A 25,114-nucleotide genomic window follows, 5' to 3' on the forward strand; every position below is an offset into this window, starting at 1 on the left:
CGTGAGCATCAGAGTCGGCACCCGCGCGAGCGCGCTCGCGGTGGCGCAGACCCGGATGACGGCCGATCTGATGTCGGCCGCCGCGGGGGTCCCCGTGGAGCTGGTGCGCATCGAGTCGGACGGCGACCGCATGCGCGGCTCGCTCGCCTCCCTCGGCGGCACCGGCGTGTTCGTCAGCGCTCTGCGCGACGCGCTGCTCGCCGGGCGCTGCGATGCGATCGTGCACTCGTTGAAGGACCTGCCCACCGCTCCGGTGGAGGGCCTGCTGCTCGGAGCGGTCCCCGAGCGGGAGGACCCGCGCGACGCGCTCTGCGCCCGCGACGGGCTCACCCTGGCGACTCTGCCGGTCGGAGCCCGCGTGGGCACGGGCTCGCCCCGCCGGCGCGCGGCGCTGCTGGCCGCCCGTCCGGACCTCGAGATCGTGGACATCCGCGGCAACATCGACACCCGGCTCCGGAGGGTGCTGCCCGGCAGCGACTCGCCGCTGGACGCGATCGTGCTCGCCCTGTCCGGCCTGCGCCGCCTCGGCCGGGTCGACGCGATCACCGAGGTGCTCGGCTTCGACGTCTCCCCGCACGCCCCCGGTCAGGGAGCGCTGGCCATCGAGGTGCGCGACGAGGAGCCGTCGGAGGAGCTTCGCGCCGCTCTCGCAGCGGTCGAGCACGCGCCGACCCGCGCGGCGATCACGGCCGAGCGGTCGCTCCTCGCCTCCCTCGAGGCCGGGTGCGCCGCTCCGATCGGAGCCTCCGCGGTCGTCGAGGAGGACCGCGTCGTCCTGCACGGCGTGGTCTTCGCCGTCGACGGCACGGCGTCCCTCGCACGGGAGGTCGCCGAGCCGGTCGATAACGGTTCGGTCGGCGGTGGTCGACACCGGGCGGATCCGCAGTATGGTGGTCGCGAACTGCCCGTCGTCGAAGCCGCGTTCCGTTGCGGCTCTCTGCTCGCTGACGCGCTTCTCGGTGCGGGTGCCGCCGAACTCGCACCCCTGGGAGCCCCTTCGTGATCGTCCCCGCCGCCTACTCCCAGTGGGAGAAGCCGTTGCAGGGGTGGCGCATCCTCGTCCCCCGCGGAGGCCCGTGGGGGGACGGTGTCGCCGCCGCTCTCCGTGCCAAGGGAGCCTCGCCCGTCGTCGCTCCGATGATCAACTTCGCGCCGACCGACGACTTCCCCGCGCTCGAGCAGGCCCTCGCCGACCTCGAGGCCGGCGCCTTCGACTGGATGACCGTCACGAGCGCCACCACGGTCGACGTCCTCTCCCTCCTGCGCACCACCGTGCCCGCGAGCACCAAGGTGGCGGCGGTCGGCGAGACCACGGCGGCCGCGCTCGTCGCCGCCGGCTACTCCGTCGACCTCGTCCCCTCCGAGGACAACTCCGCCCGCGGCCTCCTGGCCGAGTGGGAGGAGGCGACCGGCGGTCGGCACCCCTTGCGCGTGCTGACGCTGCGGTCCGAGATCGCCAAGCCGCTGCTCACCGAGGGCCTCACCCGCATCGGGCACGACGTGCGCTCCGTGGTCGCCTACCGTACGGTCGGCGTCCCGGTGGAGGAGCGCGTCGTGGCGGATGTCGCCGGCGGAGCCGTGCACGCGATCCTCGTCACCTCGGGCAGCGTGGCGGAGCAGGTCCAGAAGCAGCTCGGCCCGGTGCCCGAGTCGATCCTCGTCGCCGCGATCGGCCCGCAGACCGCGAAGGACGCCCGCGCCTTCGGCCTGCGCGTCGACGTCGTCGCCGACGAGCGCTCGGCCTCCTCCCTCATCGACGCGGTCGCCGCCGTCGCCACGGAGCGCGCTCCCCGCTGAGCCGCCTCCCCGGCGCGACGTCGGCCGGGAGGGGCGGGCCTCGCCCCGCAGGCCAGGGATCCGCCTCTCGGCTGATGTCGTGCGTCCGGAGCACCTCCACGGGGTGAGGCGTTCGCGCTCCCGGGAGGTGCTCGGCGGGGCGGGATTACGCTGGAGGACATGACTGCCATCCGCCCGCGCCGCCTCCGCACGACCCCCGCACTCCGCCGTCTCGTCCAGGAGACGCGCATCCACCCGGCGCAGCTGATCCTGCCCCTCTTCGTGGCCGAGGGGACCACCGAGGCCCGGCCGATCGGGTCGATGCCGGGGGTGATGCACCACTCGCTGGACAGCGTCCGCGGAGCGGTGACGGAGGCGGCCGAGGCGGGGATCGGCGGCGTGATGCTGTTCGGCGTGCCCACCACGCGCGACGCGGTCGGCTCCGGTGCGACCGACCCCGACGGCGTGCTCAACGCCGCGACGCGGGTCGTCGTGGAGGAGGTCGGCGACGCGCTGGTCGTGCAGAGCGACCTGTGCCTGGACGAGTTCACCGACCACGGCCACTGCGGCGTGCTCGACGACCGCGGGCGCGTCGACAACGACGCCACGCTCCTCCGCTACGAGGAGATGGCGCTCGCCCAGGCCGAGGCCGGCTCCCACCTGCTCGGGCTCTCGGGGATGATGGACGGCCAGGTCGGAGCGATCCGCGCCGCTCTCGACGGCGCCGGGCACCTGGACACCGCGATCCTCGCGTACTCGGCGAAGTACGCCTCCAGCTTCTACGGTCCGTTCCGCGAGGCCGTGCAGTCCACGCTCGAGGGCGATCGCCGCACCTACCAGCAGGACCCGGCGAACCGCCGCGAGGGCCTGCGCGAGGCGACCCTCGACCTCGCCGAGGGTGCCGACGTGGTGATGGTGAAGCCCGCCATGAGCTATCTCGACGTGCTCTCGGACGTCGCATCCGTCTCGGACGTGCCGGTCTGGGCGTACCAGGTGTCGGGGGAGTACGCGATGATCGAGGCCGCCGCCGCGAACGGCTGGATCTCGCGCGAGCCGGCGATCCTGGAGTCGGTCACGGGGATCCTCCGCGCGGGGGCCGACGCGGTTCTCACGTACTGGGCCGTCGAGATCGCTCGCGACCTGCTGAAGTAGCCGCTCCTCCTCCCGGGAGCGAGCCTCGGCATCTCGTCCGAAAGCGCCTCTCCGGCGCGAGGGCGCCGGGCGGCGCGCGTACCCTGGAGGGGTGACCACCTCGGCGAACGACACCCTGTACGAGCGTGCCCGGCACGCGATCCCCGGAGGCGTCAACTCGCCCGTCAGAGCGTTCCGCTCGGTCGGCGGGACCCCGCGCTTCATGGTCTCGGCCGCCGGCCCGTACATCACGGACGCGGACGGGCACGAGTACGTCGACCTCGTCTGCTCCTGGGGCCCCGCGGTCCTCGGGCACGCGCACCCCGAGGTCGTCGCGGCGGTGCAGGAGGCGGCCGCCCGCGGTCTCTCGTTCGGCGCGTCCACTCCCGCCGAGACCGACCTCGCCGAGCTGGTCGAGGCGCGGATCACGGCCGGGGGAGTCTCGCCGATCGAGAAGCTCCGCCTGGTCTCCACCGGCACCGAGGCGACGATGACGGCGATCCGCCTCGCCCGCGGCGTCACCGGCCGCGACCTGCTGATCAAGTTCTCCGGCCACTACCACGGCCACTCCGACGGACTGCTCGCCGATGCCGGCTCCGGTCTCGCGACCCTCTCGCTGCCCGCCTCCGCCGGCGTCACGGCCGCGACCGCGGCCCAGACGATCGTGCTGCCGTACAACGACCTCGAGGCGGTGCGCGCGGTCCTGGCCGAGCGCGGCGCCGACATCGCGGCGGTCATCACCGAGGCCGCGGCCGCCAACATGGGCGTCGTCGCTCCGGACCCGGGCTTCAACGCGGCCCTCGCCGACCTCGTGCACGCGAACGGCTCGCTGCTGATCATGGACGAGGTGCTCACCGGCTTCCGCGTGAGCGCCGGCGGCTGGTGGGGGCTCGAGAACCGCGGCGCCGAGGCTCCGTACCGGGCCGACCTCTACACCTTCGGCAAGGTCATCGGCGGAGGGATGCCGGTCGCGGCTCTCGGCGGCCGTGCGGACGTCATGGACCACCTGGCGCCGCTCGGGCCGGTGTACCAGGCGGGCACCCTCTCCGGGAACCCGGTCGCGGTGGCCGCGGGCATCCGGACGCTGCAGCTGGCCGACGACGCGGTCTACGCCTCGCTGGACGCCACGGCGCTGACGCTCCAGCGCGAGGTGTCGGCGGCGCTGACGGCCGAGGGCGTCGCGCACACGGTGCAGACGGCCGGGAGCCTCTTCAGCTTCATGTTCACGGACCTGGGCCGGCCGGTGCGCGACTACGCCGAGGTCCAGGCGCAGGAGTCGTTCCGCTACCCGGCGTTCTTCCACGCGATGCTCGACGCGGGCGTCTCGTTGCCGCCGTCGGTGTACGAGGCCTGGTTCGTCTCGGCCGCGCACGACGACGCGGCGATCGGGCGCATCGTGGACGCGCTGCCGGCGGCGGCGAAGGCCGCGGCGGCCGCTCGGGCGTAGGCTCCGGGGCCACCCGCGGATCAGTCGGAAGGCGCCCGCCGCGCTGAAGCGGCGGACGTCCCGCGCGCCCGGCCGCCGGCGTGCGGCGACCGGGCAGGGGCCCTCAGCCCCGGCGCGAGACCGACTTCGGCAGCACGAACACCAGCGCGAAGGCGGCGACCGCCATCAGGGTGCTGAGGAGCATCGCGGGAGCCGCGGCGTCGAGGAAGCCCGAGGCGACCGTGTCCGGACCCGTGATGACGAGGCTCCCGAACAGCACGCTGCCGATGACCGCGATGCCCACGGCCGAGCCGATGCGCTGGATCGCCGAGATCACGCCGCTCGCCGCGCCCGCGTCCTGCGGGTCGACGGTCGAGACGATGAACTGCACGTTCGGGGCGATGAAGAAGCCGTTGCCGAGGCCTGCGATCAGCAGCGGCGGCAGGAGCTGCCAGTTGCTGATCGAGTCCGGGGTCGCGGTCAGCAGCACCAGCCAGACCCAGCCGAGCCCGATGGCGAGGAGCCCGCTGCCCATCACCAGGACGTTGCGCCCCAGGCGCGCGGTCATCCGGTTGCTCTGCGAGGAGCTGATGATGCTGCCGATCGCGAAGGGGATCGACACCAGGCCCGACTCGAGCGCGGTGTGGCCGAGGCCCGACTGCCAGAGCAGCGAGATGGTGAAGAAGATGCTCGTGAAGGCCGCGAAGTAGACCAGCGCGAGGATCACGCCTCCGGTGAAGGCCGGGTGGCGGAACAGCGACGGCGGCACCAGGGGAGCGCGGCCGCGGCGGACGTGGAGGACCTCCCAGGCGCCGAACGCGGCGAGGAGCAGGACTCCGCCGGCGATCGAGAGGAAGGTCCACAGCGGCCAGCCCTCGTCCTCGCCCTGGATGAGCGGGACGAGCAGGGCGACCAGGCCGCCGGAGACGAGCACGAGGCCGAGCCAGTCGACGCCTCCGCTCGGGGCGCGGTCGCCGGCCTCGAGGTCGCGGCGGGCGGGGAGGAGGACCGCGGCGGCGATCAGGGTCGCGACGCCGATGGGCAGGTTCACCCAGAAGACCAGGCGCCAGCCGTTCTCGTCGCCGAAGGCCTGGATGATCAGGCCGCCGATGATCGGGCCGAGCGCCGACGAGACGCCGAGGACCGCGCCCATCACCGCGAAGGCCTTGCCGCGCGAGGGACCGCGGAAGAGGAGCTGGATGTAGGCGTTGACCGCCGGGACGAAGACGCCGCCCGCCAGGCCCTGCACGATGCGGGCGACGACGAGCTGGGTGTCGTCCGCGGCCAGTCCGCACGCGAAGCTGGCGACGGTGAAGAGGGCGATGCCGCTGACGAAGACCCACTTGTGCCCGAAGCGGTCGCCGAGGCGGCCGGCAGGGATCAGGGCGAGGCCGAACGCGAGGGCGTAGCCGGAGATGATCCAGGAGAGCGTCGACTCGGAGGCGTCGAGCGTGGTGCGGATGGTGGGAAGCGCCACGTTCACGATGGTCGTGTCGAGCAGGGCGATGAACATGCCCGCGAGCAGGACGATCAGCGAGCGCCAGGCGCGCTTGTCGGGGGCGGGAGGGGCGCCGGTCGATCGGGCGGTCGACGTCTCGGTCATCGCAGGAGTGCCTTTCGAGCAGGGGGGGGAGGGGTGGTCCGTCAGACCTGTTCGAGGGACGCGACCGGATGTGAATGCTCGCAGGAGAAACCGGGTTTCCGCACGCCGGGATCTGTGGGGGCCTTCAGACGGAGGGCATGCCGCAGGCTCGCCTCGCGGGGCGTCAGCGGATGCGCGACTCCGCTAGCCGGGCGCAGTCGATGCAGAGCTCGGCCGTGGGCCGGGCGGCGAGGCGGGCGGCTCCGATCGGGCGGCCGCACGAGGCGCAGTCCCCGTAGCCGCCGGTGCCGAGGCGGGTGCGAGCGGCGTCGAGCTCGCGCGCCGTGCGGGCGAGAGCGTCGCGGACTCCGGCCATCCGCGACCACTCGGCCGAGAGCGGCGTGCCCTCCGGGTCGTGCTCGTCATCGGCGGTGCCGTCGGCACGGTCGCGCAGGAGCTCGGCCAGCGAGGCCTCGAGCCGGGCCGCCTCGTCGCGCGTCTCGGCCTGCCGCTCGGCCAGCAGCGCGTCGAGGAGGCGCGCCTCGTCCGGATCCATCGGCATCCGACCATGCTGCCACCCACGCGGGCGGCGGGGCATCGTTGTGCGATCCGGCGCTGACCCGGCGGCGGGCGGCGGGGCAGACTAGAGGCATGCCCGTCGTGACCGTGCTCCCCGACCGCCTCGAACTCCGCCTCACCGCGGCCGAGCGACTGCTCGCGTTCCACCGCAGCGACGTCGTCGTCGACCGGTCGAGCATCCGCTCGGCGACGGTCACCGAGGACCCCTGGATCTGGGTGCGGGGCATCCGCGCGCCGGGCACCGCGGTGCCGCTCACGCTCGCGGCCGGCACGTGGAAGTTCCACGGCGGCAAGGACTTCCTGCTGATCAAGCGCACCGCCTCGGCCGTCGTGATCGACCTGGTCGACGAGGACTACTCCCGCCTGATCGTGAGCACCAAGCACGCTCCCGAGCTGATCGCGGCCCTCCAGCTGGGAACGACGACCGCGGCGATCCCCGTGATCGAGACCGACGACCTCGTGATCGTCCCCGAGGTCGCCGAGCAGGCGGAGCGGGCCCAGGCGGCCGCCGCGGAGAAGCGCGCGAAGAAGAAGGCGAAGGCGGCGGAGGCCGCGGCGGTGGCCGCGGAGGCGGCGGGTCCGGCGACGGTGGTCGAGGGCCGGGAGGCTGCGAGCAGCGGGAGCGCGGCGACCGCGACTCCGGAGGCGGACGGCGCCGCGGAGGACGTCGCGGCGCCGACGGAGTCAGGAGCGGGGGGCGCTCCGAAGAGCCCGAAGGCCACGCCGAAGGCCGCTCCGAAGACGAGTGCTCGGACCGCCGCGAGCACGCCGGCCGGGTCCGGGGGGTCCGCGCCCGTGGACGTCATCGGCTCCGAGCCGATCGAGTCCGCAGCCCCGATGAAGCCCGCGGAGCCGAAGCCCGCCGAGCCGAAGCCCGCGGAGCCGAAGCCCGCCGAGCCGAAGTCCGCGGGATCGAAGCCCGCCGAGCCGAAGCCCGCCGGATCCGAGTCCGCCGAGCCTGCCCCCGCGAAGCCGGCTCCGGCCGCGAAGCCCGCGCCGAAGCCCCGCACGCCGGCGAAGCCCCGCGCCGCGCGCCCCGACTCCTCCGTCGGTCACGCGTCGGCCGAGCCGAGCGGCGCCACCGAGGCCGCGGAGTAGCGCACCGCCGCACGAGCAGCCGCCCCGCAGCGCCGGCCGAGGCGCCCCCTCCTCCACGCTCGAGGCGGGCGGACGCCCTCCGGCGAGGCCGAACCGTCAGGCGCGGACGTCCACCACAGTCCGACCGTGCGAGCGGCCGGCGAGCACGTCCTCGGCCGCGTCGACCGCCCCGCCGAGCGGCACCGTCGTCGTCAGCTCGTCGAGCAGCTCCAGGTCGAGGTCGTGAGCGAGGCGGCGCCAGGCCTCCTCGCGGAGCTTGCGCGGCGCCTCCACCGAGTTGATGCCGGCCAGCGTCACTCCGCGCAGGATGAACGGCATCACGCTCACCGGCAGGTCCGGGCCCTGCGCGAGACCGCACGCCGCCACGGTGCCGCCCCACCGCGTCTGCGCGAGGGCGTTCGCGAGCGTGTGCGAGCCGGCGGAGTCCACCGCTCCCGCCCAGCGCTCGGACTGCAGCGGCTTCCCGCCCTCCTGCAGCTCGGCGCGGTCGATGACGTCGGAGGCGCCCAAGCGCTGGAGCAGAGCGCCGTGCTCGCCGAGCCGGCCGGTCGAGGCGACGACCTCGTGGCCCAGGCGCGCCAGGAGCGCGACGGCGAGCGACCCCACGCCTCCCGAGGCCCCCGTCACCAGGACGGGACCGCTGCCCGGCCGCACGCCGTGCCGCTCGAGCGCCAGCACGGCCAGCATCGCTGTGAAGCCCGCGGTGCCGATCGCTCCGGCCCGTGCCGCCGAGATGGCGCCGGGCAGCCGGAGCAGCGACGCGGAGTCGACACGCGCCCGCTCGGCGAGCCCGCCGTCGTGGCGCTCGCCGAGGCCGGCGCCGTTGAGCACCACCCGGTCGCCGGAGTCGAAGCGCTCGCCCGCCTCGCCGTCCGCGTACTCCACGGTGCCGACCAGGTCGATGCCGGCGACGAGCGGGGTGCGGCGCACGATCCCGGGCCGCCCCGCCAGCGCCAGGGCGTCCTTGTAGTTGACGCTCGAGTACTCGACGGCGATCGACACGTCGCCGTGCGAGCGGTCGGGATCGTCGCGCTCGAGGAGGCGGGCTCGGTTGGGGGTGTCGGTGTCGGAGTCGGAGTGCCGCTCGACGACGATGGCTCGGTACATGGGCCCACGCTACGCCCGCGGGCCCGCGGCCGGGCGGTCAGTTCAGGGGCCGGGTGCCCTCGGGGAGCGATCCGCCGGAGTAGAGGGCGGAGGCCGCGTCCTGGAGCGCCGTCAGGGCGACGCGCTGCGTCCACGGACCGTAGGAGACGCGGGCCAGCCCGAGCTCCTCGAAGCGGGCGGGGGACTGCGATCCGGGGACGCCGATGACGCTGACGCGCTGCCGCCCGAGGGCGGCGACGAGGGACTCCAGCTCGGCGTCCTGGAGCAGCCCGGGGACGAAGAAGCAGGTGGCGCCGGCGTCGAGGTAGGCGCGGCCGCGCTCGATCGCGTCGGCCAGGACCTCGCCGCGGTCGCGGTCGCCGGCGCGGAGGAGCACGTCCGTGCGGGCATTGAGAGCGAAGGGCACCGCCTCCTCCTCGGCCGCGGCGACGGCCTTCTCGACCGCCCGCAGCGCCTCCGGGAGCGGCTTCGCCTGGTCCTCCAGGTTCGCGCCCACGACGCCGATCCCGATCGCGCGGCGGACCGTCTCGCCCGTGTCGCCGTAGCCCGCCTCGAGGTCGGCCGAGACCGGGACCTCGACGGCGGCGACGATGCGCTCGATCATGCCCAGGTGCAGCTCCAGCGGGATCCGCTCGCCGTCCTCGTAGCCGAACGCCGCCGCGATGGAGTGGCTGGCGGTCGCGAGCGCCCGGGTCTCCGGGAGTGCGGCGATCGTGGTCGCGCTGATCACGTCCCAGACGTTCACCACCTGCAGCAGCTCGGGGGCGGTGTGGAGGTCGACGAGGGTGCGTCCGCGCGCTTCGATGCTCATGGCACGAGCGTAGGGCCCGCGTGCGCGGCGCAGGCCGCCGCATCGCAGTCGGCGCAGACCACGAGCTGGGCGCGGCAGGAGAGGTCGGTGCAGTTGCGCATCCGGCTGGTCGGCGCGGCGCACGAGGTGCAGCGGCCGAGCGCCTCGGCGTCGGGGGAGAAGGAGACGGAGCCGCGGCCGTCGAAGACGTACAGGGCCCCCTTCCACAGACCGCGGTCGCGCCGCGCCTCGGCGTAGCGGACGACGCCTCCGTCGAGCTGGTACACCTCGCCGAAGCCGCGCGCCGTCATCAGGCTCGACAGCACCTCGCAGCGGATGCCGCCAGTGCAGTACGTGACCACGGGCCGGCCCTTGAGGTGGTCGTAGACGCCGGCGTCGAGCTGCTCGACGAACTCGCGGGTGCTGGAGACCCCCGGCACGATCGCCCCCTCGAACCTGCCGATCTCGGCTTCGAAGGCGTTGCGGCCGTCGAAGAGCACCACGTCGTCGCGCTCGGCGACGAGGGCGTCCAGCTGGTCCGGGTCGAGCCGCGGCGCCGTCCCGACGACCCCGTCGGCGTCGACCCGCAGCTCGTCGGGCGCGCCGAACGAGACGATCTCGTCGCGCACCTTCACCGAGAGACCGGGGAAGTCGAGGCTGCGGCCGTCGTCGTCGAGGCCGGAGCCGTCGCTCCACTTCACCTCGAGCCCGTGGAAGGCCGAGTGCTCACGGGTGCGGCGGACGTAGCGCTTCAGGGCGTCCATCCCGCCGCCCAGCGTGCCGTTCACCCCGTGCTCCGAGATCAGCAGGCGCCCGCGCAGGCCCAGCGACTCGCACAGCTCGCGCTGCCACAGCCGCACGGACTCGGGGTCGGCCAGCGGCACGAAGCGGTAGAACAGCAGGATCTTCGGCAGCACCGGCACATCCTACGAGGACGTCCGGACCGGGGCGCGGCGTGTGGCAGCATCGTCGGGTGCCCGACGCCTCCGCCCCCGTGCCGCACTCCCGCCTCGAGGACGTCTTCGGTCTCGTCACCGGTGCGTTCGTCGTGTCGCTCGGCCTCTACCTGCTGCGCGCGAGCCAGGCGGTCACGGGCGGCACCGCGGGTCTCGCACTGCTGCTGGGGTACCCGCTCGACATCCCGTTCGGCGTGATCCTCGTCACGGTCAACGTGCCGTTCCTCGCCCTCTCGCTGTGGAAGAAGGGCTGGCGCTTCACGCTGCGGACCATGTTCTCGATCGTGCTGGTCTCGGTCCTGGCGGGCCTGCACCCGCTGGCGTTCGGCGAGCTGCGGATCGAGCCCGTCTACGGCGTCCTCACGGGCGACGTGCTCGCGGGGATCGGCCTCCTGATCCTCTTCCGGCACGGGTCGAGCCTGGGCGGATTCAGCATCGTCGCCCTGATCGCGCAGGAGCGGCTCGGCTGGCGGGCGGGCTACGTGATGATGGCGCTCGACGCGTGCGTGGTCGCGGCCGCGCTGCTGGTGGTGCCTCCGCTGAACGTGCTGATCTCGGCGGCGGGAGTGGTGGTGCTCAACCTGGTCCTGGCGTTCAACCACCGGCCCGGGCGCTATCTCGGGTCCTGACCCCCTCCGCAAGCCCTTCGGCGCGCACCGCCGGGTTCCTAGGCTGAGGGCGCGGGCCCCCGCCCGCCCTTCCCGAACGGAGAAACCGGATGTCCGACTGGACCTACGACCCCTACGCCCGCCTCGGCGAGGTGCCGACCTTCGCGCTCGAGAGCGACGACATCGCCGACGGTGCGCCCCTGTCCGCCCGCCACTACGGCGAGGGCTCCGGCGGGGAGGACGTCTCGCCGCACCTGCGCTGGTCGGGAGCCCCCGCCGAGACGAAGAGCTTCGCCGTGACGGTGTTCGACCCCGACGCGCCCACCGGCTCCGGCTTCTGGCACTGGGCCGTCTACAACCTCCCGGCCGACACCACGGAGCTCCCCACGGGAGCCGGAGCCGCCGGCTTCGAGCTGCTCCCGGCGGGCGCGCAGACGCTGCCCAACGAGATGCGGCTGCGCCAGTTCGTCGGAGCGGCGCCGCCGGACCGCGAGCACCGCTACTTCTTCGTGGTGCACGCCCTCGACGTCGAGTCGCTCGACCTCGATCCGGAGTCGACGCCGGCGATCCTCGGCTTCAACGCGCACTTCCACACCCTCGCGCGGGCGCAGATCGTCGCCACGGCGACGCCGGACGGCGCGAAGGGCTGACCCGCTCCGCGGGGAGCGCGCGCTACCCGAAGAGGGTGCGCGCCTCCTCGTAGCGGGCGTCCGGGACCGTCTTGAGGGTGCCGAGCGCCTCGGCGAAGTCCACGTGGTAGATGTCGGTGCCGCGCAGGGCGACCATGCGGCCCCAGTGCTCGGCGACGACGGAGTCGATGGCGGCCATGCCCAGGCGGGTCGCGAGGACGCGGTCGAACGCGGTGGGCGTGCCTCCGCGCTGGATGTGGCCGAGCGTCGTGGCGCGGGTCTCGATGCCGGTGCGCTCCTCGATGAGCGGAGCCAGCAGCTCGCCGATGCCGCCGAGGCGGGGCCGGCCGAAGGCGTCGAGGCCGCGCTCGGAGTGGGCGTCGTCCATCGTGTCGAGCGAGAAGCCCTCGGCGACCACGACGAGCGGTGCGCGCCCGCGGTCCTGCGCGCTCTGCACCCACTCGACGATCTGGTTTAGGGAGGTGCGCTTCTCCGGGATGAGGATGACGTGGGCGCCCGCGGCCATGCCGGAGTGCAGGGCGATCCAGCCGACGTGGCGGCCCATGACCTCGGCGACCATGCAGCGGCCGTGCGAGTCGCCGGTGGTGCGGAGGCGGTCCATCGCGTCGGTCGCGATGCCGACGGCGGTGTCGAAGCCGAAGGTGTAGTCGGTGGCGCCGAGGTCGTTGTCGATGGTCTTCGGGACGCCGACGATCTTGAGGCCCGCGTCCGTGAGGCGCTTGGCCGCCGCCAGGGTGCCCTCGCCGCCGATCGCGATGATCGAGTCGATGCCGTTGCGGTCCATCATCTCGGCGATCTTCTCGGGGCCGCCGTTCTCGCCCTCGAAGGGGTTCGTCCGGCTGGTGCCGATGATCGTGCCGCCCTGCTTGGCGATGCCCTGGATCTCGGGGCGGCCCAGGGGCAGGAGGTCGCCGTCGACCACTCCGCGCCAGCCGTTCCGGAAGCCCACGAACTCCTGGTCGTAGACCTTGATGCCCTTGTAGACGGCACCGCGGATGACGGCGTTGAGGCCGGGGCAGTCGCCACCGGAGGTCAGGATCCCGATCTTCACCCGCTCAGGTTAGAGGACCCGGTGAACGGATGTGCACGCGGACGACGACGGGCCCCTCCTCGCCGCCTCGAGGAAGGGCCCGTCGTCGTGCTCTGTGCTGGTGGGACTAGGTCGTGACGAGCTCGCCGTTGACGCCGCGGGGGAAGAATCCGCCGGTGCGCGTGCCGGCCGCGGGGTTCAGGTACACGATGTTGAGGACCTGGCCCGGGGTGCGGCTGAACGCGATGGAGCTGCCGTCGGTCGGGACGATGTTCGCCTGGCCGTTGACCTTGACGCCCTGGTCGAGGTCGGTCTTGCCGTCGAGGCTGTCGCGCGCGTCGGAGAGCTTGTTCGCCGAGTCGGACAGGTCGGCGGCGTAGATCGCCGAGCGGATCGCGCCCGCGTGGTACGCCTCCACCGCGAGGATGCCGGCGGCCGCGTCGAGGTAGGTCTTCGACTGGATGAGCGGGGCGGCGCCCTTGTAGGCGGTCACTCCCACGTCCTCGAAGACGAAGGCGCCGAGCAGGAAGTTCGACTCGCTCGCGAACGGGTCGAACGACTGACCGGCCTTGATCAGCCCCGCCGCAACGGCGGCGGAGTTGAAGCTGTCCTTCAGGTTGATCGCCGGGCGGGCCACCTTCGCGGTGCCCAGCGCGGCCCGCAGGAACTGCACGTGGGCCTTCTCGTCGTTCGCGACCTCGGTGGCGAAGCTCTTCAGCCACGGGGTCTTGAAGTCGACGGGGCGGCCGCCGATGACGCCGCCGGGCGTGCCCTTGCCGGTCACGTCCGAGCCGCCGAGGCCGGTGCCGTAGACGGCGCGGAGGTAGAACTCGGCCTCGAGGTACTCGAGGTTGAGGGCGAAGTTGAGGATCGAGGCGTCGCTGGGGCCGCTGGCAGCGACCTCCTCGGCGGAGGCGGTGGGCGCGGCGAGGGCGGCGGCTCCGATGCCGAGGCCGGCGACGCCGGTGGCCTCGAAGAAGCGGCGACGGTCGAGAGCGGTCTCAGAGCTCTTGACGATCGCGTTGCGGATGAAGGTCGTGTCGAACATGTGCGCATCTCCAGTGTTAGGCGGGTGCCGGGCAGCTGGAGCGCCGCCGCGACAGCGCGAAGCTACGCCCGGGACCGACCTGCTGACCAGTGGAAACGGGCGATCGGATCCGCGCATGTGTTCACGCCGTCTGAACCAATCCGCCGGGCGTGTCGCTCCGAACACGTCGTGGATGGGGGTTCTGCGGAGGAGCGTCCGATCCGGTGTCGGAGCCGCCGGTTAGCATCACTGCGTGTCGATCCCCGCCCCCGCTCCCGAGCCCTCCTGGGCGACGGTCTACGCGCCGGCGGAGCCCGTGAGCCTCGAGCTCACCCTCCGCACGCTGCTGCGGGGCTCGGGCGACCCGACCATGCTCCTCGACGCGTCCGGCTTCTGGCGGGCGTTCCGCACGCCGCTCGGCCCGGGCACGCTGCATCTGCGGCAGGCGGCGGACGGCGCGATCCACGCGCGCGCCTGGGGCGGGGGAGCGGAGTGGCTGATCGACGCGGTCCCCGAGCTCCTCGGCCACGGCGACGACTGGAGCGGGCTCGACCTGTCGGCCCACGCGCCGCTCGCCGAGGTGCTCCGCCGCTCGGCGGGCCTGCGCCTCACGCGCACGAACCTGGTGTTCGAGATGCTCGCGCCGTCGGTCCTCGAGCAGAAGGTCACGAGCACGGAGGCGTGGCGCGCCTACCGGGTGCTGGTGCGCCTCCACGGGGAGCCCGCCCCGGGGCCGGTCGCTCTGCACGTGGCTCCGAGCGCGCAGCAGTGGCGGCGCGTGCCCTCGTGGGACTGGCACCGCGCGGGAGTGGATCCGCGGCGCTCGCGGACCGTCCTCACCGCCGCGCTCGTCGCCTCCGGCCTCGAGCGGACCCTCGCGCTCGGGCGGGGCGGCGACGAGGTCGCCCGCCGGCTGCAGTCGGTGCCGGGGATCGGGCCGTGGACGGCGTCCGAGGTGATGATGCGGGCCCACGGCGATCCGGACGCGGTCAGCGTGGGCGACTACCACCTGGCCGCGGCCGTCGGCTTCGCGCTCACGGGCCGGCTCGGGGTCGACGACGACGGGATGCTCGAGCTCCTCGAGCCGTGGCGCGGGCACCGGCAGCGGGTCATCCGGCTGATCGGCTGCAGCGCAGCGAGGAAGCCGCGGCACGGCCCGCGGATGACCATCCAGGACCACCGCCGGCACTGATCCGCTCCTCCACAGGGGCGGCTCGCGGGCGAGTCGGCGCGACCACCGCGTCACGCCGCGTCCGGGCGGCGGGTCGGGCTTAGCCTCGGAGGATGCAGCAGTCGACGACCCCAGGTGTGCCCGGCAGCGACCCGGAGCGCGAGCCCGACGACGCGGCCGTGCGGAGCGGCGTCGACGCGACGGTCGGTGGTCGGACGCCGGAGGGCGGCACGGGGTCGGACGACGAGGTCGAGGCCGGGGAGGCGCGCGACTCCGTGAGCGGGGCCGAGGTCGTGCCGGCGCCGGAGTCCGCGTCCGAGGACGTGGCCGATCCTCAGGACGAGCAGGAGTCCGACGCTGAGGACGAGGACCTGCGCGAGCCCGGTGTTCAGGACGAGGACGAGGTCGTGCGCGACGCTCAGGACGAGGCCGTGAGCGAGCCCGATGCCGACGACGAGGTCGTGCGCGATGCTGAGGACGAGGTCGTGCGCGGGCCCGACGCCGCGTCGGAGTCGGAGCACGCGGCGCCCGCTGCCGCCGAGCCCGAGGTCGACGACCGCCCGATGATCGAGCGCGTCGAGTCCCTGGTCCGCCGCTGGATCGCGCGCAGCGGCGAGTTCCCGGTCGAGCCCGCCGCCCAGCGGCTCGCGGGCGTGCTCCAGGACCCGAACGGACTCGACTTCACCGTCGGGTTCGTCGACGGCGTCGCCCGGCCCGAGGACCTCTCGGTCGCGGCCGAGAACCTCGCGGCGCTCACCGCGAAGACGCCCGCCTTCCTCCCCTCCTACCTGCGCGCCGCGATCAGCACCGGCGGCGCCGTCGGCCCCGTGCTGCCCTGGGTGGTCGTGCCCGCGGCCCGCCGGGTCCTCCGCCGCCTCGTCGGGCACCTCGTGGTCGACGCCTCGGAGGCCCGTCTCGGCGCGGCCGTCGCCGCGCTGCGCGAGGGCGGCGACCGGCTCAACCTCAACCTCCTCGGCGAGGCCGTGCTCGGCGAGCGTGAGGCCCGCCGCCGCCTCGAGGGGACCCTCCGCCTGCTCGAGCGGCCGGACGTCGACTACGTCAGCGTCAAGGTCTCGAGCGTCGTCAGCCAGCTGTCGATGTGGGCCTTCGAGGAGGAGGTCGACCGCGTCGTGGAGCGTCTCACTCCGCTCTACCAGGCCGCCGCGTCCGGAGCCGACCCCACCTTCATCAACCTCGACATGGAGGAGTACCGCGACCTCGACCTGACGGTCGCCGTGTTCCGGCGCCTCCTCGAGCAGCCGGGCATGCTCGACCTCGAGGCGGGCATCGTCCTGCAGGCCTACCTGCCCGACTCCGTCCGCGTGCTCGACGAGCTGACCGAGTGGGCGCAGGAGCGCCGGGCCCGCGGCGGAGCCCCGATCAAGGTGCGCGTCGTGAAGGGCGCGAACCTCGCGATGGAGCGGGTCGACGCGGCCCTGCACGACTGGCCGCTCGCGACCGTCGGCAGCAAGGTGGAGGCCGACACGAACTACAAGCGCCTGCTCGACCGGGCGCTGCGGCCGGAGCGCGTCGACGCGGTGCGCGTGGGCGTCGCCGGGCACAACCTCTTCGACCTCGCCTGGGCGTGGCTCACGGCGACCGAGCGCGGGGTGACCGGCGCGGTCGAGATCGAGATGCTGCTCGGGATGGCGACCGGGCAGGCGCGCGCCGTCCGCGAGGACGTGGGACGACTCCTCCTCTACACGCCCGTCGTGCACCCGCACGAGTTCGACGTGGCCATCTCGTACCTCATCCGCCGGCTCGAGGAGAACAGCAGCCCCGAGAACTTCCTCTCGGCCGCGTTCCGCCTCGACGACGAGGAGGTGCTGCAGCGGGAGCTCGGCCGATTCCGCGCCTCGCTCGAGGCCCTCGACGACTCCGTCCCGCCGCCGAACCGCACGCAGGACCGCCTGCGGGAGTGGTCCTCCGGCTCCGGCCGCCGCCTCGTGCAGGAGCACGCCCGCGCCGGCGAGCGGGCGCAGGACCCGGCCGCCGCGGGCCTGACGCAGGCCGTCCTCGGCCTCAGCCGCGGCTCCGGCGCGGCCGCCGCGACCGCGGGCTTCCACAACGAGCCCGACACCGACCCCGCCCTCCCCGGCAACCGACGCTGGGCGCGCCTGATCACCGAGCGCATCGCCGGGTCGACCATCGGAGCGGGCACGGCCGACGCCGCACGCGTGAGCACCGAGGCGGAGCTCCAGGAGGTGCTGCGCACGGTGTCCCGCCGCGCGGAGCGCTGGGGCGAGCGCCTGGGCTACGACCGAGCGGCCGTGCTCGACCGCGCCGGCCTCGTCCTCGCCGCGAACCGCGACCGCCTGATCGAGGTGATGGCCTCCGAGACCGGCAAGACGATCGCCGAGGCCGACCCCGAGGTCTCCGAGGCCATCGACTTCGCCCACTACTACGCCACCCGCGCCCGCGAGCTCGACGCCGTCACCGGGGCCACCTTCGTCCCCGCTCGGGTCACCGTCGTCGCTCCGCCGTGGAACTTCCCGGTCGCCATCCCGGCCGGATCGATCCTCGCGGCGCTCGCCGCCGGCTCCGGAGTCGTGGTGAAGCCGGCGCCCCAGGCCCGCCGCTCGGCCGCTGTGCTCGTCGAGGCGCTCTGGGACGCGGGCGTCCCGCAGGAGCTCCTCGCCCTGGTCGACCTCGACGAGGAGGAGCTGGGACGGGCGCTGATCACCGACCCCCTCGTGGACCGCGTGCTGCTCACCGGCTCCTACGAGACCGCCCGCCTCTTCCGCTCCTGGCGGCCCGGCCTCGCACTGCAGGCCGAGACCAGCGGCAAGAACGCGATCATCGTCACTCCCCACGCCGACTACGACCTCGCCGTCGCCGACATCGTCCGCAGCGCCTTCGGGCACGCCGGCCAGAAGTGCTCCGCCGCCTCCCTGGTGATCCTGGTCGGCTCGGTCGCCCGCTCCAAGCGCTTCCGCGCTCAGCTGGTCGACGCCGTCACGTCGCTCCGCGTCGGCCGGCCCGACGACCCGTCGGCGGTGATGGGGCCGCTCATCGAGGAGCCCACCGGCAAGCTCCTGCACGCGCTCACCACGCTGGGCGGAGGCGAGTCGTGGCTCGTCGAGCCGCAGCGCCTCGACGAGAGCGGCACGCTCTGGTCCCCCGGGATCCGCGAGGGCGTCACCGAGGACAGCTACGTCCACCTCACCGAGTTCTTCGGCCCGGTGCTCGGGATCATGCACGCGGCGACCCTCGAGGACGCCGTCCGGATGCAGAACGGCACCGAGTACGGGCTCACGGCCGGGCTCCACTCCCTCCACGCCGACGAGCTCGCCCTCTGGATCGACTCGGTCGAGGCGGGCAACCTCTACGTCAACCGGGGCATCACCGGAGCGATCGTCCGGCGCCAGCCCTTCGGCGGCTGGAAGCGCTCGTCCGTCGGCGGCGGCGCGAAGGCGGGCGGACCCAACCATCTCATCGGCCTCGGCTCCTGGAAGCCCTCGCCCGCGCGCTCCTCCTCGACGCTGCACCTGCGCGGCCTCGACGACCGCGCGCGCCAGTTCATCGAGGCGGCCCAGTCCTCGCTCCGGTTCGAGCAGTTCGACCTGCTCCGCCGCTCCGCACTCTCCGACCAGCTCGCCTGGGCGACCGAGTTCGGAGTCGTCACCGACATCTCGAAGGTCGGCTTCGAGCGCAACCTGTTCCGCTACCTCCGCGTGCCGATCGCGCTGCGCCTGGCCGACGGCGGCGACCTCGGAGAGCTCCTCCGCGTCATCGCCGCCGGTCTGCTGACCCGCTCCCGGATGGACATCTCCACGTCCCTCCCGCTCCCGCCGCGGGTCCAGGAGATGCTCGGCGGCGACGAGCTCGCCGAGATGGCGGGCCTCGTCCCGCGCATCGTCGTCGAGACCGACGCCCAGTGGCTCGAGCGCGCCGCGGCCGGCCGCATCACGGCGCCGCGCATCCGCATCATCGGCGACATCGTCTCCGACCGCGTCGACGGCTATGCGGGCCCGCAGGCCCCCGGCAGCCCGACGCACGGACAGCAGGCCGTCGTCCGCCGATCGTCCGACTCGACCGGCTCCTTCACCGACGTCGTCGCCGGCATGACCCGCGGCAGCACGGGCACGCCGGTCCCTCTCACCCGCGCCGACGGATCCCGCGTCCCCCTCGCGACCGCCCTCGCCGAAGCCCTCGGCGGCGCCCTCGACACCGCCGTCTACGCCGACCCGGTCACCCCCGCCGGCCGCGTCGAACTGCTGCCCTTCCTCCGCGAGCAGGCGATCTCGATCACGAACCACCGCTTCGGCAACCCGATCGATCTGAGCGACGACGTGCTGTAGTCGATTCCACGCCCGTCCCTGACGGGCGTGGCGCGGTCGGCATCTCGACGGGGTGCGTTCTGTGGAGCGGGGGGCGTTCGGCTGCAGCGATCCGCTGGTACGCGGATCGCTGGTTCGCCTCGGGGGCGGTGCTCGCGGGGATGGTGTGGATCGGGCGTGGCGCGGTCGGCTTCGCGACGGGGTGGGTTCTGCAGGGCGGTGTGCGTTCGGCTACAACGATCCGCTCGCACGCGGATCGCTGGTTCGCCTCGGGGGCGGTGCTCGCGGGGATGGTGTGGATTCTGTGTGGCGCGGTCGGCTTCTCGACGGGGGGCGTTCTGCAGGGCGGGGTGCGTACGGCTGCAGCGATCCGCTGGTACGCGGATCGCTGGTTCGCCTCGGGGGCGGTACTCGCGAGGATGGTGGGATCAGGCGGGCGCGGGTCGGCGTCCCGACGGAGCCTCGGGACGCGGCTCGACGAGGGGCGACGGGGGACTTACTTGTCGCGGCAAGTAGTGGGTAGGGTGGAGGGATGAGTGCGCCCGAGACACGTTGGCTGACGCCCGATCAGCTCGACGCCTGGCTGCGCTTCATCGCGGTCGTGGAACTGCTGCCGGGCGCCCTCGACACGCAGCTGCAGCGCGACGCGGGACTCACGCACTTCGAATACCTGACGCTGGCGATGCTGTCCGAGGCGCCCGACCGCGCCCTCCGGATGACCACGCTCGCCGCCCGCACCAACGCGACCCTGCCCCGCCTCTCGCACGTGGTGACCCGCCTCGTCGCCCGCGGCTACCTCGAGCGCCGCCCCTGCGCCTCCGACGGCCGCGCCACGAACGCGGTGCTCACCGACGCCGGCCTCCAGAAGATCGTCGACACGGCGCCCGGTCACGTCGCGACCGTGCTGGCCGACGTCATCGATCCGCTCGACGCCGAGCAGATCCCGCAGCTGGCCGACATCATGTCGCGCATGCTCGCCCGGCTCGACCCCGAGGGCAGGATGACGGTCGACGCCGTGCGCTCCTCGCTCGGAGACCCCGACACCCGCTTCTGCTGAGCGCACCGACCCCTCGCTCCCGGGGCGGACCGGCCTCGGCCGCGGCCGAATTCATGTACAGGGACTCCCGGACGTGCCCGTCAGGGTCCTCGAGGCCGCGCCCGCATGGAGCCGAGGTTCTGCACCGCGACCGGCTCGGCGCCGCCGGAGGCCGGCCCGTTCCCGAGCACCTCGCCGACCTCCTCCCGGCTGCCGACGCTCAACGCGAAGGGGCCCTGCACCCGGGAGCGCGCGTCGATGATCCCCTTCGACCTGGAGGTCGAGAAGGAGGGGTGCGGGACGACCATCGCGGACACGTGCTCGGAGGCGACGGAGCAGGCGGCGTCGTCGCTGAACAGAGGATTCAGGCCTGAACAGAGGATTCAGGCTCCGGCCGAGCGCCGTGGAGAACGCCCTCGAGCGCTGCGGATCCGTGAACGGGAGGTCGACGAGGATCGAGTCGACGGCCCTCCTCGTCAGTACAGCGATCGGCCGCGCGACACGCGGGAGTCCGTGCCATCATCGCCTCGTGCAGTTCACCACGACGCTCTTCCAGATCGGCAACAACACCGGCATCGAGGTGCCGCCCGAGGTCCTCGAGGCACTCGGCGGCGGCAAGCGTCCCGCCGTCGCGGTGACGGTGAACGGCTACCGCTTCACCAGCACGGTCGGAGCGATGGGCGGACGCGCGCTCATCCCGTTCTCGGCCGAGAAGCGCCGCGAGACGCAGCTCGCCGGCGGTGACGCGATCGACGTCGTGATCGAGCTCGACACCGCGCCGCGCGAGGTCGTCGTGCCGGAGGACCTGGCGTCCGCGCTGGCCTCGGCGGGCGCTGCGGAGCGCTTCGCCGCGCTCTCGCCCAGCGCGCGGAAGGCCCACGTCACGTCGGTCGAGGGCGCGAAGGCCGCCGAGACGAGGGCGCGCCGCGTCGCCTCGATCGTCGCGGCACTCGCCGGCTGACGGGCGCGCCACGGTCCGTGACGCGACCTCCCCGCCGGATAGGCTGCCTCCGGCGCCCCACGGCGGAGCGCCCTGGAAGCGGAGTCGGGGGACTTGATGGGTGCGGTTCGGCGTTGGGTGTTCCCGATCGTATGGATGGTCATCATCGGAGCGGCGAGCATCGCCCTGGTGAAGATCGCGTTCTTCCCGGACGGCGCGGCCGAGGCCGATCCGACGCAGCCGACCGGTGAGATCACCGAGCCGACCGTCACGGTCGCCCGCGGCACGGTCACCAACGACCTCACCCTCCAGGGCACCGTCGCCGCCGACCCCGCCGTGCCGCTGAAGGCGACGGCGGCCGGAACGGTCGACGACGTCTACGTGCAGCAGGGCGCGGCCGTCGCGTCGGGCGATCTCATCTACGACATCCGCGTCGAGACTCCGCGCGACCCGGTCGAGACGACCGGCCCGGACGGCGCCGTCACCCTCACCCAGCAGGAGCCCTCCGTGCGCTTCGAGCGGGTCTACGCCGCGACCGGCGGCACCCTCAGCGCGCTCGGCGTCATCCACGACCAGGCCGTCACGGTCGGCGAGGTGACCGGACAGGTCGCGCCGCCGAGCTACGCCGTCACCGGCACGATCGACGCGCAGCAGCTCTACCGCATCCAGAACCGGCCGACGGAGGCGCAGGTCGCGATCACCGGCGGGCCCGCCGGCTTCACCTGCACCGGCCTCACCATCAGCACCCCTCTCGCCGGAGCCGGCGAGGGCGGCACGACCGGCGGCGCGACGGACGGCGGCGGCGGGACCTCCACCGGCGGCTCCGGCACGAGCTTCACCTGCCAGGTGCCGACGGAGGTCACCGTGTTCCCCGGGCTCGCCGCCTCGGTGACGCTCGCGGGAGGCAAGGCGGAGGACGTCCTCGTCGTGCCGACCACCGCGGTCGAGGGCACCGCCCAGTCCGGCGTCGTGTTCCGCCGGGCGGACGACGGCAGCACCGAGGAGGTCCCGGTGACGCTGGGACTCACCGACGGCAGCTCCGTCGAGATCACCGGCGGAGTGGAGGAGGGCGCCGAGCTCCTGCAGTTCGTGCCGGGCGCGGAGGAGGCTGCTCCCGACGTCCAGCTGGGCGGCGACTGCATCGCGCAGCCCGACGGCTCGGTCTTCTGCTCGTGACGATCCTCCGGCTCGAGGGGATCCGCAAGGTCGTCCCGCTGCCCGACGCACCGCCGCTGACGATCCTCGACGGCGTCGATCTCGAGGTGGGCGAGGGCGACCACGTCTCGGTCGTGGGGCGCAGCGGCTCCGGCAAGTCGACGCTGCTCAACATCCTCGGACTCATCGACGAGCCCACCGAGGGGCGGATGCTGCTCGAGGGCGCTCCCACCGAGACCCTGTCCTCGCGGGCCCGCGCGCGCATCCGCGGCGGCAGCATCGGCTTCATCTTCCAGCAGTTCAACCTGCTGGAGGGGCGGACCGCCCGCGAGAACGTGATGACGCCCCTGCTCTACGCGACCGGATCGGAGTTCTGGCGCCGCCGCGACCTCGCGGCCGAGATGCTGGAGCGGGTCGGCCTCGGGCACCGCGTGGACTCGATGCCCGGGCGCATGTCCGGCGGCGAGCAGCAGCGGATCGCGATCGCCCGCGCCCTGGTGCGCCGACCGCGGCTGATCCTCGCCGACGAGCCGACGGGCGCCCTCGACACCGACACCGGCGAGAGCGTGATGGGCCTGCTCGACGAGATCGCCCGCGAGTCCGGCTCCGCGCTGGTCACCATCACCCACGACCCGGCCATCGCGGCGCGGGCCGAGCGCCACTACCGGCTCGACCACGGCCGCCTGGGCTCGACCGCGGATGCGGGCCCCGTCGCCGAGGCGGCGGTCCTCTGATGCGCGCGCTCGTCGGGATCGCCGGCGCGATCGTCGAGGCGTGGACCGAGCTGCGGATCCACCGCGGACGCGTGCTCCTCTCGCTGATCGGAGTCGCGGTGGCCGTCGCCGCCCTGACCGCGGTCGTCGCCGCCGGTGGCATCGCCCGCCAGGCCAGCATCGAGCAGGCCGAGCGCTCCAGCGGGCGCCCGGCGAGCCTCTTCCTCTCCGCCTACCCCTCCGGTACCGGCACCGCCGAGGTGGATGCCGACGCACTCCAGGCCGCGTGGACCGGTGCGCTCGAGCGCTACTCCATCACCTACGCGAGCCGCTCGACCTACGGCAGCGCGCGCGTCCAGTTCGCCGACGGCGCCGTCGACGTCGCGGTGCAGGCGGTCGACCAGCCCTTCGCCGAGATGCACCGGCTGAAGATCGTGGACGGCTCCTGGTTCACCGCCCGCGACTCCCAGCGCCTCGCTCCCGCCCTCGTCGTCAACGAGCGCTTCTGGGAGCGGATCGGGAGCCCGGATCTGCGCACCCACCCGGTGGTCACCCTGCTCGGCTCCGAGCGCGACGTCACGGGCGTGGTGGTCGGCGTGACTCCCTCCTCGCAGTTCGAGACGGACCCGTCGATGATGATGCTCGCGGACGCCTACCCGGCGGTCGCCCGCGACGCCGACCCGCAGTACGGCGGGCAGGGCGTGCCGAACTACGAGATGTGGGTGCCGCTCGACCTGGCCGAGCCCCTCGCCGCGGCGGTGGAGCGCGACGTGGCCGGCGCCCTGGGATCCGACTTCGAGGTGTCGGTCGACCGGCAGGACTACCTGGTCTACGACTCCGACCCCTTCGGCGTGCTGACCTGGGTGATCGGCGGCGTGGCGGGCCTGGTGCTGGCGCTCGGCGCGCTCGGGCTGCTCAACATCGCCCTGGTCACCGTCCGGCAGCGGATCCGGGAGATCGGCATCCGGCGCAGCTTCGGCGCCTCCTCCGGCCGCATCTTCTTCTCGATCATGATGGAGAGCGTCGTGGCGACCGTGGTCGCCGGAGTGGTCGGCGTGACGATCGCGGTCATCCTCGTCACCAACCCGTGGACGGTGGCCTTCGTGCAGGACAACGGGATCGCCGACATCCCGCCTTTCCCGGCCGAGGCGGCGCTGCTCGGGCTCGGGGCGGCGACCCTCGTCGGCGCGCTCGCGGGCCTGGTGCCGGCGATCGTCGCCGTGCGGGTGAAGGTGATCGACGCGATCCGCTACTGAGGCCCGCCGAGGGTGACGACGAGCTCGTCGCCCTCGAGCGCGGCGTGCGCGTCGGAGTAGTGCGCGATCCGGGGCAGCCCCCGGGTGCTCGCACTCTCGTGGCTCCCGACGACGATGACGCGCATGCCGGCGTCCAGACCCGCCCGGATGCCGGCCTCGGCGTCCTCGAACACCAGCGCGTCCTCGGGGGAGACGCCGAGCAGGGCCGCGGCGGCGAGGTAGCCGTCGGGAGCAGGCTTGCCGTTCGCGACGTCGTGCGCGGTGACGACGGTGTCGGGGGAGGGGACGCCCGCCGCGGCCAGACGGGCGGCCGCCAGTGCCGGGCTCGCGGACGTGACCAGGGCGACGCGCTCGCGGGGGAGTGAGGCGAGGAACGCCGTCGCGCCGGGGATCTCGACGGTGCCCTCGGTGTGCTCGAGCTCGTACGCGTCGAGCTCCGCGACGATCGCGTCGACGTCGCTGCCGGCCGGAGCGAAGCGGCGGACGCTGTCGGCGGCGCGGACACCGTGAACGGCGCCGAGCACCGCGTCGTGGTCGAGAGCGAAGCGCTCGGCGAAGGCGCCCCAGATGGTCTCGACGACGGCCGTCGAGTCGACGAGCGTCCCGTCCATGTCGAAGAGGGCGGCGCGGGCTCGGAGGAGGTGGGGCATGCGTCCATCCTGGCGGTCGGCGGCCTCCGGCGTCTGCCGGAGCGGACAGCGCTCGGACAGCGCGCGATCAGCCCGCCCTCAGGCCATGCATCGTGTCGCGGCGCTACGGTGGTCCGAGATCGCGGGCAGACGCCCGGAGGGGAGTGGAGGACG

At 73.7% G+C, this 25,114-nt stretch carries 23 protein-coding genes; 14 read left to right on the plus strand and 9 right to left on the minus strand.

Annotated elements, in window-relative coordinates; genetic code table 11:
- Position 1: 1 nt before the first annotated feature.
- From hemC to hemL, 4 genes are all read left to right on the plus strand, one after another.
- Complete coding sequence (gene hemC, locus C5C46_RS06840) at positions 2-1,003, plus strand: hydroxymethylbilane synthase (protein WP_104226144.1); 1,002 nt, start codon at positions 2-4, stop codon at positions 1,001-1,003.
- Complete coding sequence (locus tag C5C46_RS06845) at positions 1,003-1,797, plus strand: uroporphyrinogen-III synthase (RefSeq protein ID WP_104222950.1); 795 nt, start codon at positions 1,003-1,005, stop codon at positions 1,795-1,797. Before hemC ends, C5C46_RS06845 begins: the two co-directional genes overlap by 1 nt.
- 159 nt (positions 1,798-1,956) lie before the next feature.
- Entirely contained in the window at positions 1,957-2,928 is a 972-nt protein-coding gene (hemB, locus tag C5C46_RS06850; RefSeq protein WP_104226145.1) for a porphobilinogen synthase, read from the plus strand.
- 91 nt (positions 2,929-3,019) lie between these two features.
- A complete protein-coding gene (gene hemL / locus C5C46_RS06855; RefSeq protein ID WP_104226146.1) occupies positions 3,020-4,354 on the plus strand; it encodes a glutamate-1-semialdehyde 2,1-aminomutase in 1,335 nt (444 codons plus the stop codon).
- 103 nt (positions 4,355-4,457) lie between these two features.
- Here the strand turns inward: hemL and C5C46_RS06860 are convergent, their stop codons facing one another.
- Positions 4,458-5,936, minus strand: coding sequence for an MFS transporter (locus C5C46_RS06860; RefSeq protein WP_104222873.1), 1,479 nt, complete (start codon positions 5,934-5,936; stop codon positions 4,458-4,460).
- A 163-nt stretch (positions 5,937-6,099) separates the two neighbouring features.
- A complete protein-coding gene (locus C5C46_RS06865; RefSeq protein WP_258059381.1) occupies positions 6,100-6,477 on the minus strand; it encodes a TraR/DksA family transcriptional regulator in 378 nt (125 codons plus the stop codon).
- An 89-nt stretch (positions 6,478-6,566) separates the two neighbouring features.
- Between C5C46_RS06865 and C5C46_RS17345 the strand changes: the two genes are divergently transcribed.
- The gene (locus C5C46_RS17345; RefSeq protein ID WP_308471128.1) at positions 6,567-7,592 is read left to right on the plus strand and encodes a hypothetical protein; all 1,026 of its coding nucleotides are present in this window, start codon (positions 6,567-6,569) and stop codon (positions 7,590-7,592) included.
- A gap of 96 nt (positions 7,593-7,688) precedes the next feature.
- Here C5C46_RS17345 and C5C46_RS06875 read toward each other — a convergent pair whose 3' ends face one another.
- The 3 genes from C5C46_RS06875 to C5C46_RS06885 are packed head-to-tail and all read right to left on the minus strand — an operon-like array spanning position 7,689 to position 10,406.
- A complete protein-coding gene (locus C5C46_RS06875; protein WP_104226148.1) occupies positions 7,689-8,699 on the minus strand; it encodes an MDR family oxidoreductase in 1,011 nt (336 codons plus the stop codon).
- A 37-nt stretch (positions 8,700-8,736) separates the two neighbouring features.
- A complete protein-coding gene (locus tag C5C46_RS06880; protein WP_104226149.1) occupies positions 8,737-9,510 on the minus strand; it encodes an isocitrate lyase/phosphoenolpyruvate mutase family protein in 774 nt (257 codons plus the stop codon).
- On the minus strand, positions 9,507-10,406 hold the full coding sequence (locus C5C46_RS06885) for a rhodanese-related sulfurtransferase (protein ID WP_104226150.1): 900 nt from the start codon (positions 10,404-10,406) through the stop codon (positions 9,507-9,509). Before C5C46_RS06885 ends, C5C46_RS06880 begins: the two co-directional genes overlap by 4 nt.
- A 56-nt stretch (positions 10,407-10,462) precedes the next feature.
- Between C5C46_RS06885 and C5C46_RS06890 the strand changes: the two genes are divergently transcribed.
- Positions 10,463-11,074 carry a YitT family protein gene (locus C5C46_RS06890; RefSeq protein ID WP_244230588.1) on the plus strand — a complete coding sequence of 204 codons (612 nt, stop codon included), beginning with the start codon at positions 10,463-10,465 and terminating at the stop codon, positions 11,072-11,074.
- 89 nt (positions 11,075-11,163) lie between these two features.
- Positions 11,164-11,703: a YbhB/YbcL family Raf kinase inhibitor-like protein gene (locus C5C46_RS06895; RefSeq protein WP_104222867.1), complete on the plus strand. Its 540-nt coding sequence runs from the start codon at positions 11,164-11,166 to the stop codon at positions 11,701-11,703.
- Between the two features lie 22 nt (positions 11,704-11,725).
- Here C5C46_RS06895 and C5C46_RS06900 read toward each other — a convergent pair whose 3' ends face one another.
- Together C5C46_RS06900 and C5C46_RS06905 are read right to left on the minus strand one after the other, a co-directional pair.
- Complete coding sequence (locus tag C5C46_RS06900; RefSeq protein WP_104226151.1) at positions 11,726-12,754, minus strand: 6-phosphofructokinase; 1,029 nt, start codon at positions 12,752-12,754, stop codon at positions 11,726-11,728.
- Between the two features lie 106 nt (positions 12,755-12,860).
- On the minus strand, positions 12,861-13,781 hold the full coding sequence (locus tag C5C46_RS06905; protein WP_104222865.1) for a ferritin-like domain-containing protein: 921 nt from the start codon (positions 13,779-13,781) through the stop codon (positions 12,861-12,863).
- Between the two features lie 232 nt (positions 13,782-14,013).
- Between C5C46_RS06905 and C5C46_RS06910 the strand changes: the two genes are divergently transcribed.
- From C5C46_RS06910 to C5C46_RS06925, 3 genes are all read left to right on the plus strand, one after another.
- Entirely contained in the window at positions 14,014-14,952 is a 939-nt protein-coding gene (locus tag C5C46_RS06910; protein WP_258059382.1) for a DNA-3-methyladenine glycosylase, read from the plus strand.
- Positions 14,953-15,494: 542 nt separating this feature from the next.
- Complete coding sequence (locus C5C46_RS06915) at positions 15,495-19,232, plus strand: proline dehydrogenase family protein (protein WP_104226222.1); 3,738 nt, start codon at positions 15,495-15,497, stop codon at positions 19,230-19,232.
- Positions 19,233-19,743: 511 nt separating this feature from the next.
- Complete coding sequence (locus C5C46_RS06925) at positions 19,744-20,268, plus strand: MarR family winged helix-turn-helix transcriptional regulator (RefSeq protein WP_104226153.1); 525 nt, start codon at positions 19,744-19,746, stop codon at positions 20,266-20,268.
- Between the two features lie 80 nt (positions 20,269-20,348).
- On the opposite strand, the gene C5C46_RS06930 is transcribed toward C5C46_RS06925, so the two are convergent.
- Positions 20,349-20,564, minus strand: a complete 216-nt coding sequence (locus C5C46_RS06930; RefSeq protein WP_104226154.1) for a hypothetical protein — start codon at positions 20,562-20,564, stop codon at positions 20,349-20,351.
- Positions 20,565-20,776: 212 nt separating this feature from the next.
- On the opposite strand from C5C46_RS06930, the gene C5C46_RS06935 reads away from it, so the two are divergent.
- The 4 genes from C5C46_RS06935 (at position 20,777) to C5C46_RS06950 (ending at position 24,311) form a co-directional block, all read left to right on the plus strand.
- Positions 20,777-21,208 (plus strand): YdeI/OmpD-associated family protein, encoded by a 432-nt coding sequence (locus tag C5C46_RS06935; protein ID WP_104222863.1) that lies wholly within the window; start codon positions 20,777-20,779, stop codon positions 21,206-21,208.
- A gap of 135 nt (positions 21,209-21,343) precedes the next feature.
- Entirely contained in the window at positions 21,344-22,363 is a 1,020-nt protein-coding gene (locus C5C46_RS06940) for an efflux RND transporter periplasmic adaptor subunit (RefSeq protein ID WP_104226155.1), read from the plus strand.
- Positions 22,360-23,076: an ABC transporter ATP-binding protein gene (locus C5C46_RS06945; RefSeq protein ID WP_104222861.1), complete on the plus strand. Its 717-nt coding sequence runs from the start codon at positions 22,360-22,362 to the stop codon at positions 23,074-23,076. Before C5C46_RS06940 ends, C5C46_RS06945 begins: the two co-directional genes overlap by 4 nt.
- Positions 23,076-24,311, plus strand: a complete 1,236-nt coding sequence (locus tag C5C46_RS06950; protein ID WP_104226156.1) for an ABC transporter permease — start codon at positions 23,076-23,078, stop codon at positions 24,309-24,311. The genes C5C46_RS06945 and C5C46_RS06950 overlap by 1 nt, the downstream gene beginning before the upstream one ends.
- On the opposite strand, the gene C5C46_RS06955 is transcribed toward C5C46_RS06950, so the two are convergent.
- The gene (locus tag C5C46_RS06955; protein ID WP_104226157.1) at positions 24,305-24,961 is read right to left on the minus strand and encodes an HAD-IA family hydrolase; all 657 of its coding nucleotides are present in this window, start codon (positions 24,959-24,961) and stop codon (positions 24,305-24,307) included. The genes C5C46_RS06950 and C5C46_RS06955 overlap by 7 nt on opposite strands.
- Positions 24,962-25,114 lie beyond the last annotated feature (153 nt).

The sequence above is a fragment of the Rathayibacter sp. AY1E6 genome (genome assembly GCF_002931115.1).
In the GTDB taxonomy this organism is placed as follows: domain Bacteria; phylum Actinomycetota; class Actinomycetes; order Actinomycetales; family Microbacteriaceae; genus Rathayibacter.

What these genes read in the sequence shown, in the direction of transcription:
- C5C46_RS06865 (WP_258059381.1), bottom strand. Translation starts at nt 6,477, where the DNA reads ATGCCGATGGATCCGGACGAGGCGCGCCTCCTCGACGCGCTGCTGGCC.
- C5C46_RS06860 (WP_104222873.1), bottom strand. Translation starts at nt 5,936, where the DNA reads ATGACCGAGACGTCGACCGCCCGATCGACCGGCGCCCCTCCCGCCCCC.
- C5C46_RS17345 (WP_308471128.1), top strand. Translation starts at nt 6,567, where the DNA reads ATGCCCGTCGTGACCGTGCTCCCCGACCGCCTCGAACTCCGCCTCACC.
- C5C46_RS06940 (WP_104226155.1), top strand. Translation starts at nt 21,344, where the DNA reads ATGGTCATCATCGGAGCGGCGAGCATCGCCCTGGTGAAGATCGCGTTC.
- C5C46_RS06895 (WP_104222867.1), top strand. Translation starts at nt 11,164, where the DNA reads ATGTCCGACTGGACCTACGACCCCTACGCCCGCCTCGGCGAGGTGCCG.
- C5C46_RS06955 (WP_104226157.1), bottom strand. Translation starts at nt 24,961, where the DNA reads ATGCCCCACCTCCTCCGAGCCCGCGCCGCCCTCTTCGACATGGACGGG.
- hemB (WP_104226145.1), top strand. Translation starts at nt 1,957, where the DNA reads ATGACTGCCATCCGCCCGCGCCGCCTCCGCACGACCCCCGCACTCCGC.
- C5C46_RS06915 (WP_104226222.1), top strand. Translation starts at nt 15,495, where the DNA reads ATGATCGAGCGCGTCGAGTCCCTGGTCCGCCGCTGGATCGCGCGCAGC.
- C5C46_RS06880 (WP_104226149.1), bottom strand. Translation starts at nt 9,510, where the DNA reads ATGAGCATCGAAGCGCGCGGACGCACCCTCGTCGACCTCCACACCGCC.
- C5C46_RS06905 (WP_104222865.1), bottom strand. Translation starts at nt 13,781, where the DNA reads ATGTTCGACACGACCTTCATCCGCAACGCGATCGTCAAGAGCTCTGAG.
- C5C46_RS06925 (WP_104226153.1), top strand. Translation starts at nt 19,744, where the DNA reads ATGAGTGCGCCCGAGACACGTTGGCTGACGCCCGATCAGCTCGACGCC.
- C5C46_RS06875 (WP_104226148.1), bottom strand. Translation starts at nt 8,699, where the DNA reads ATGTACCGAGCCATCGTCGTCGAGCGGCACTCCGACTCCGACACCGAC.
- C5C46_RS06950 (WP_104226156.1), top strand. Translation starts at nt 23,076, where the DNA reads ATGCGCGCGCTCGTCGGGATCGCCGGCGCGATCGTCGAGGCGTGGACC.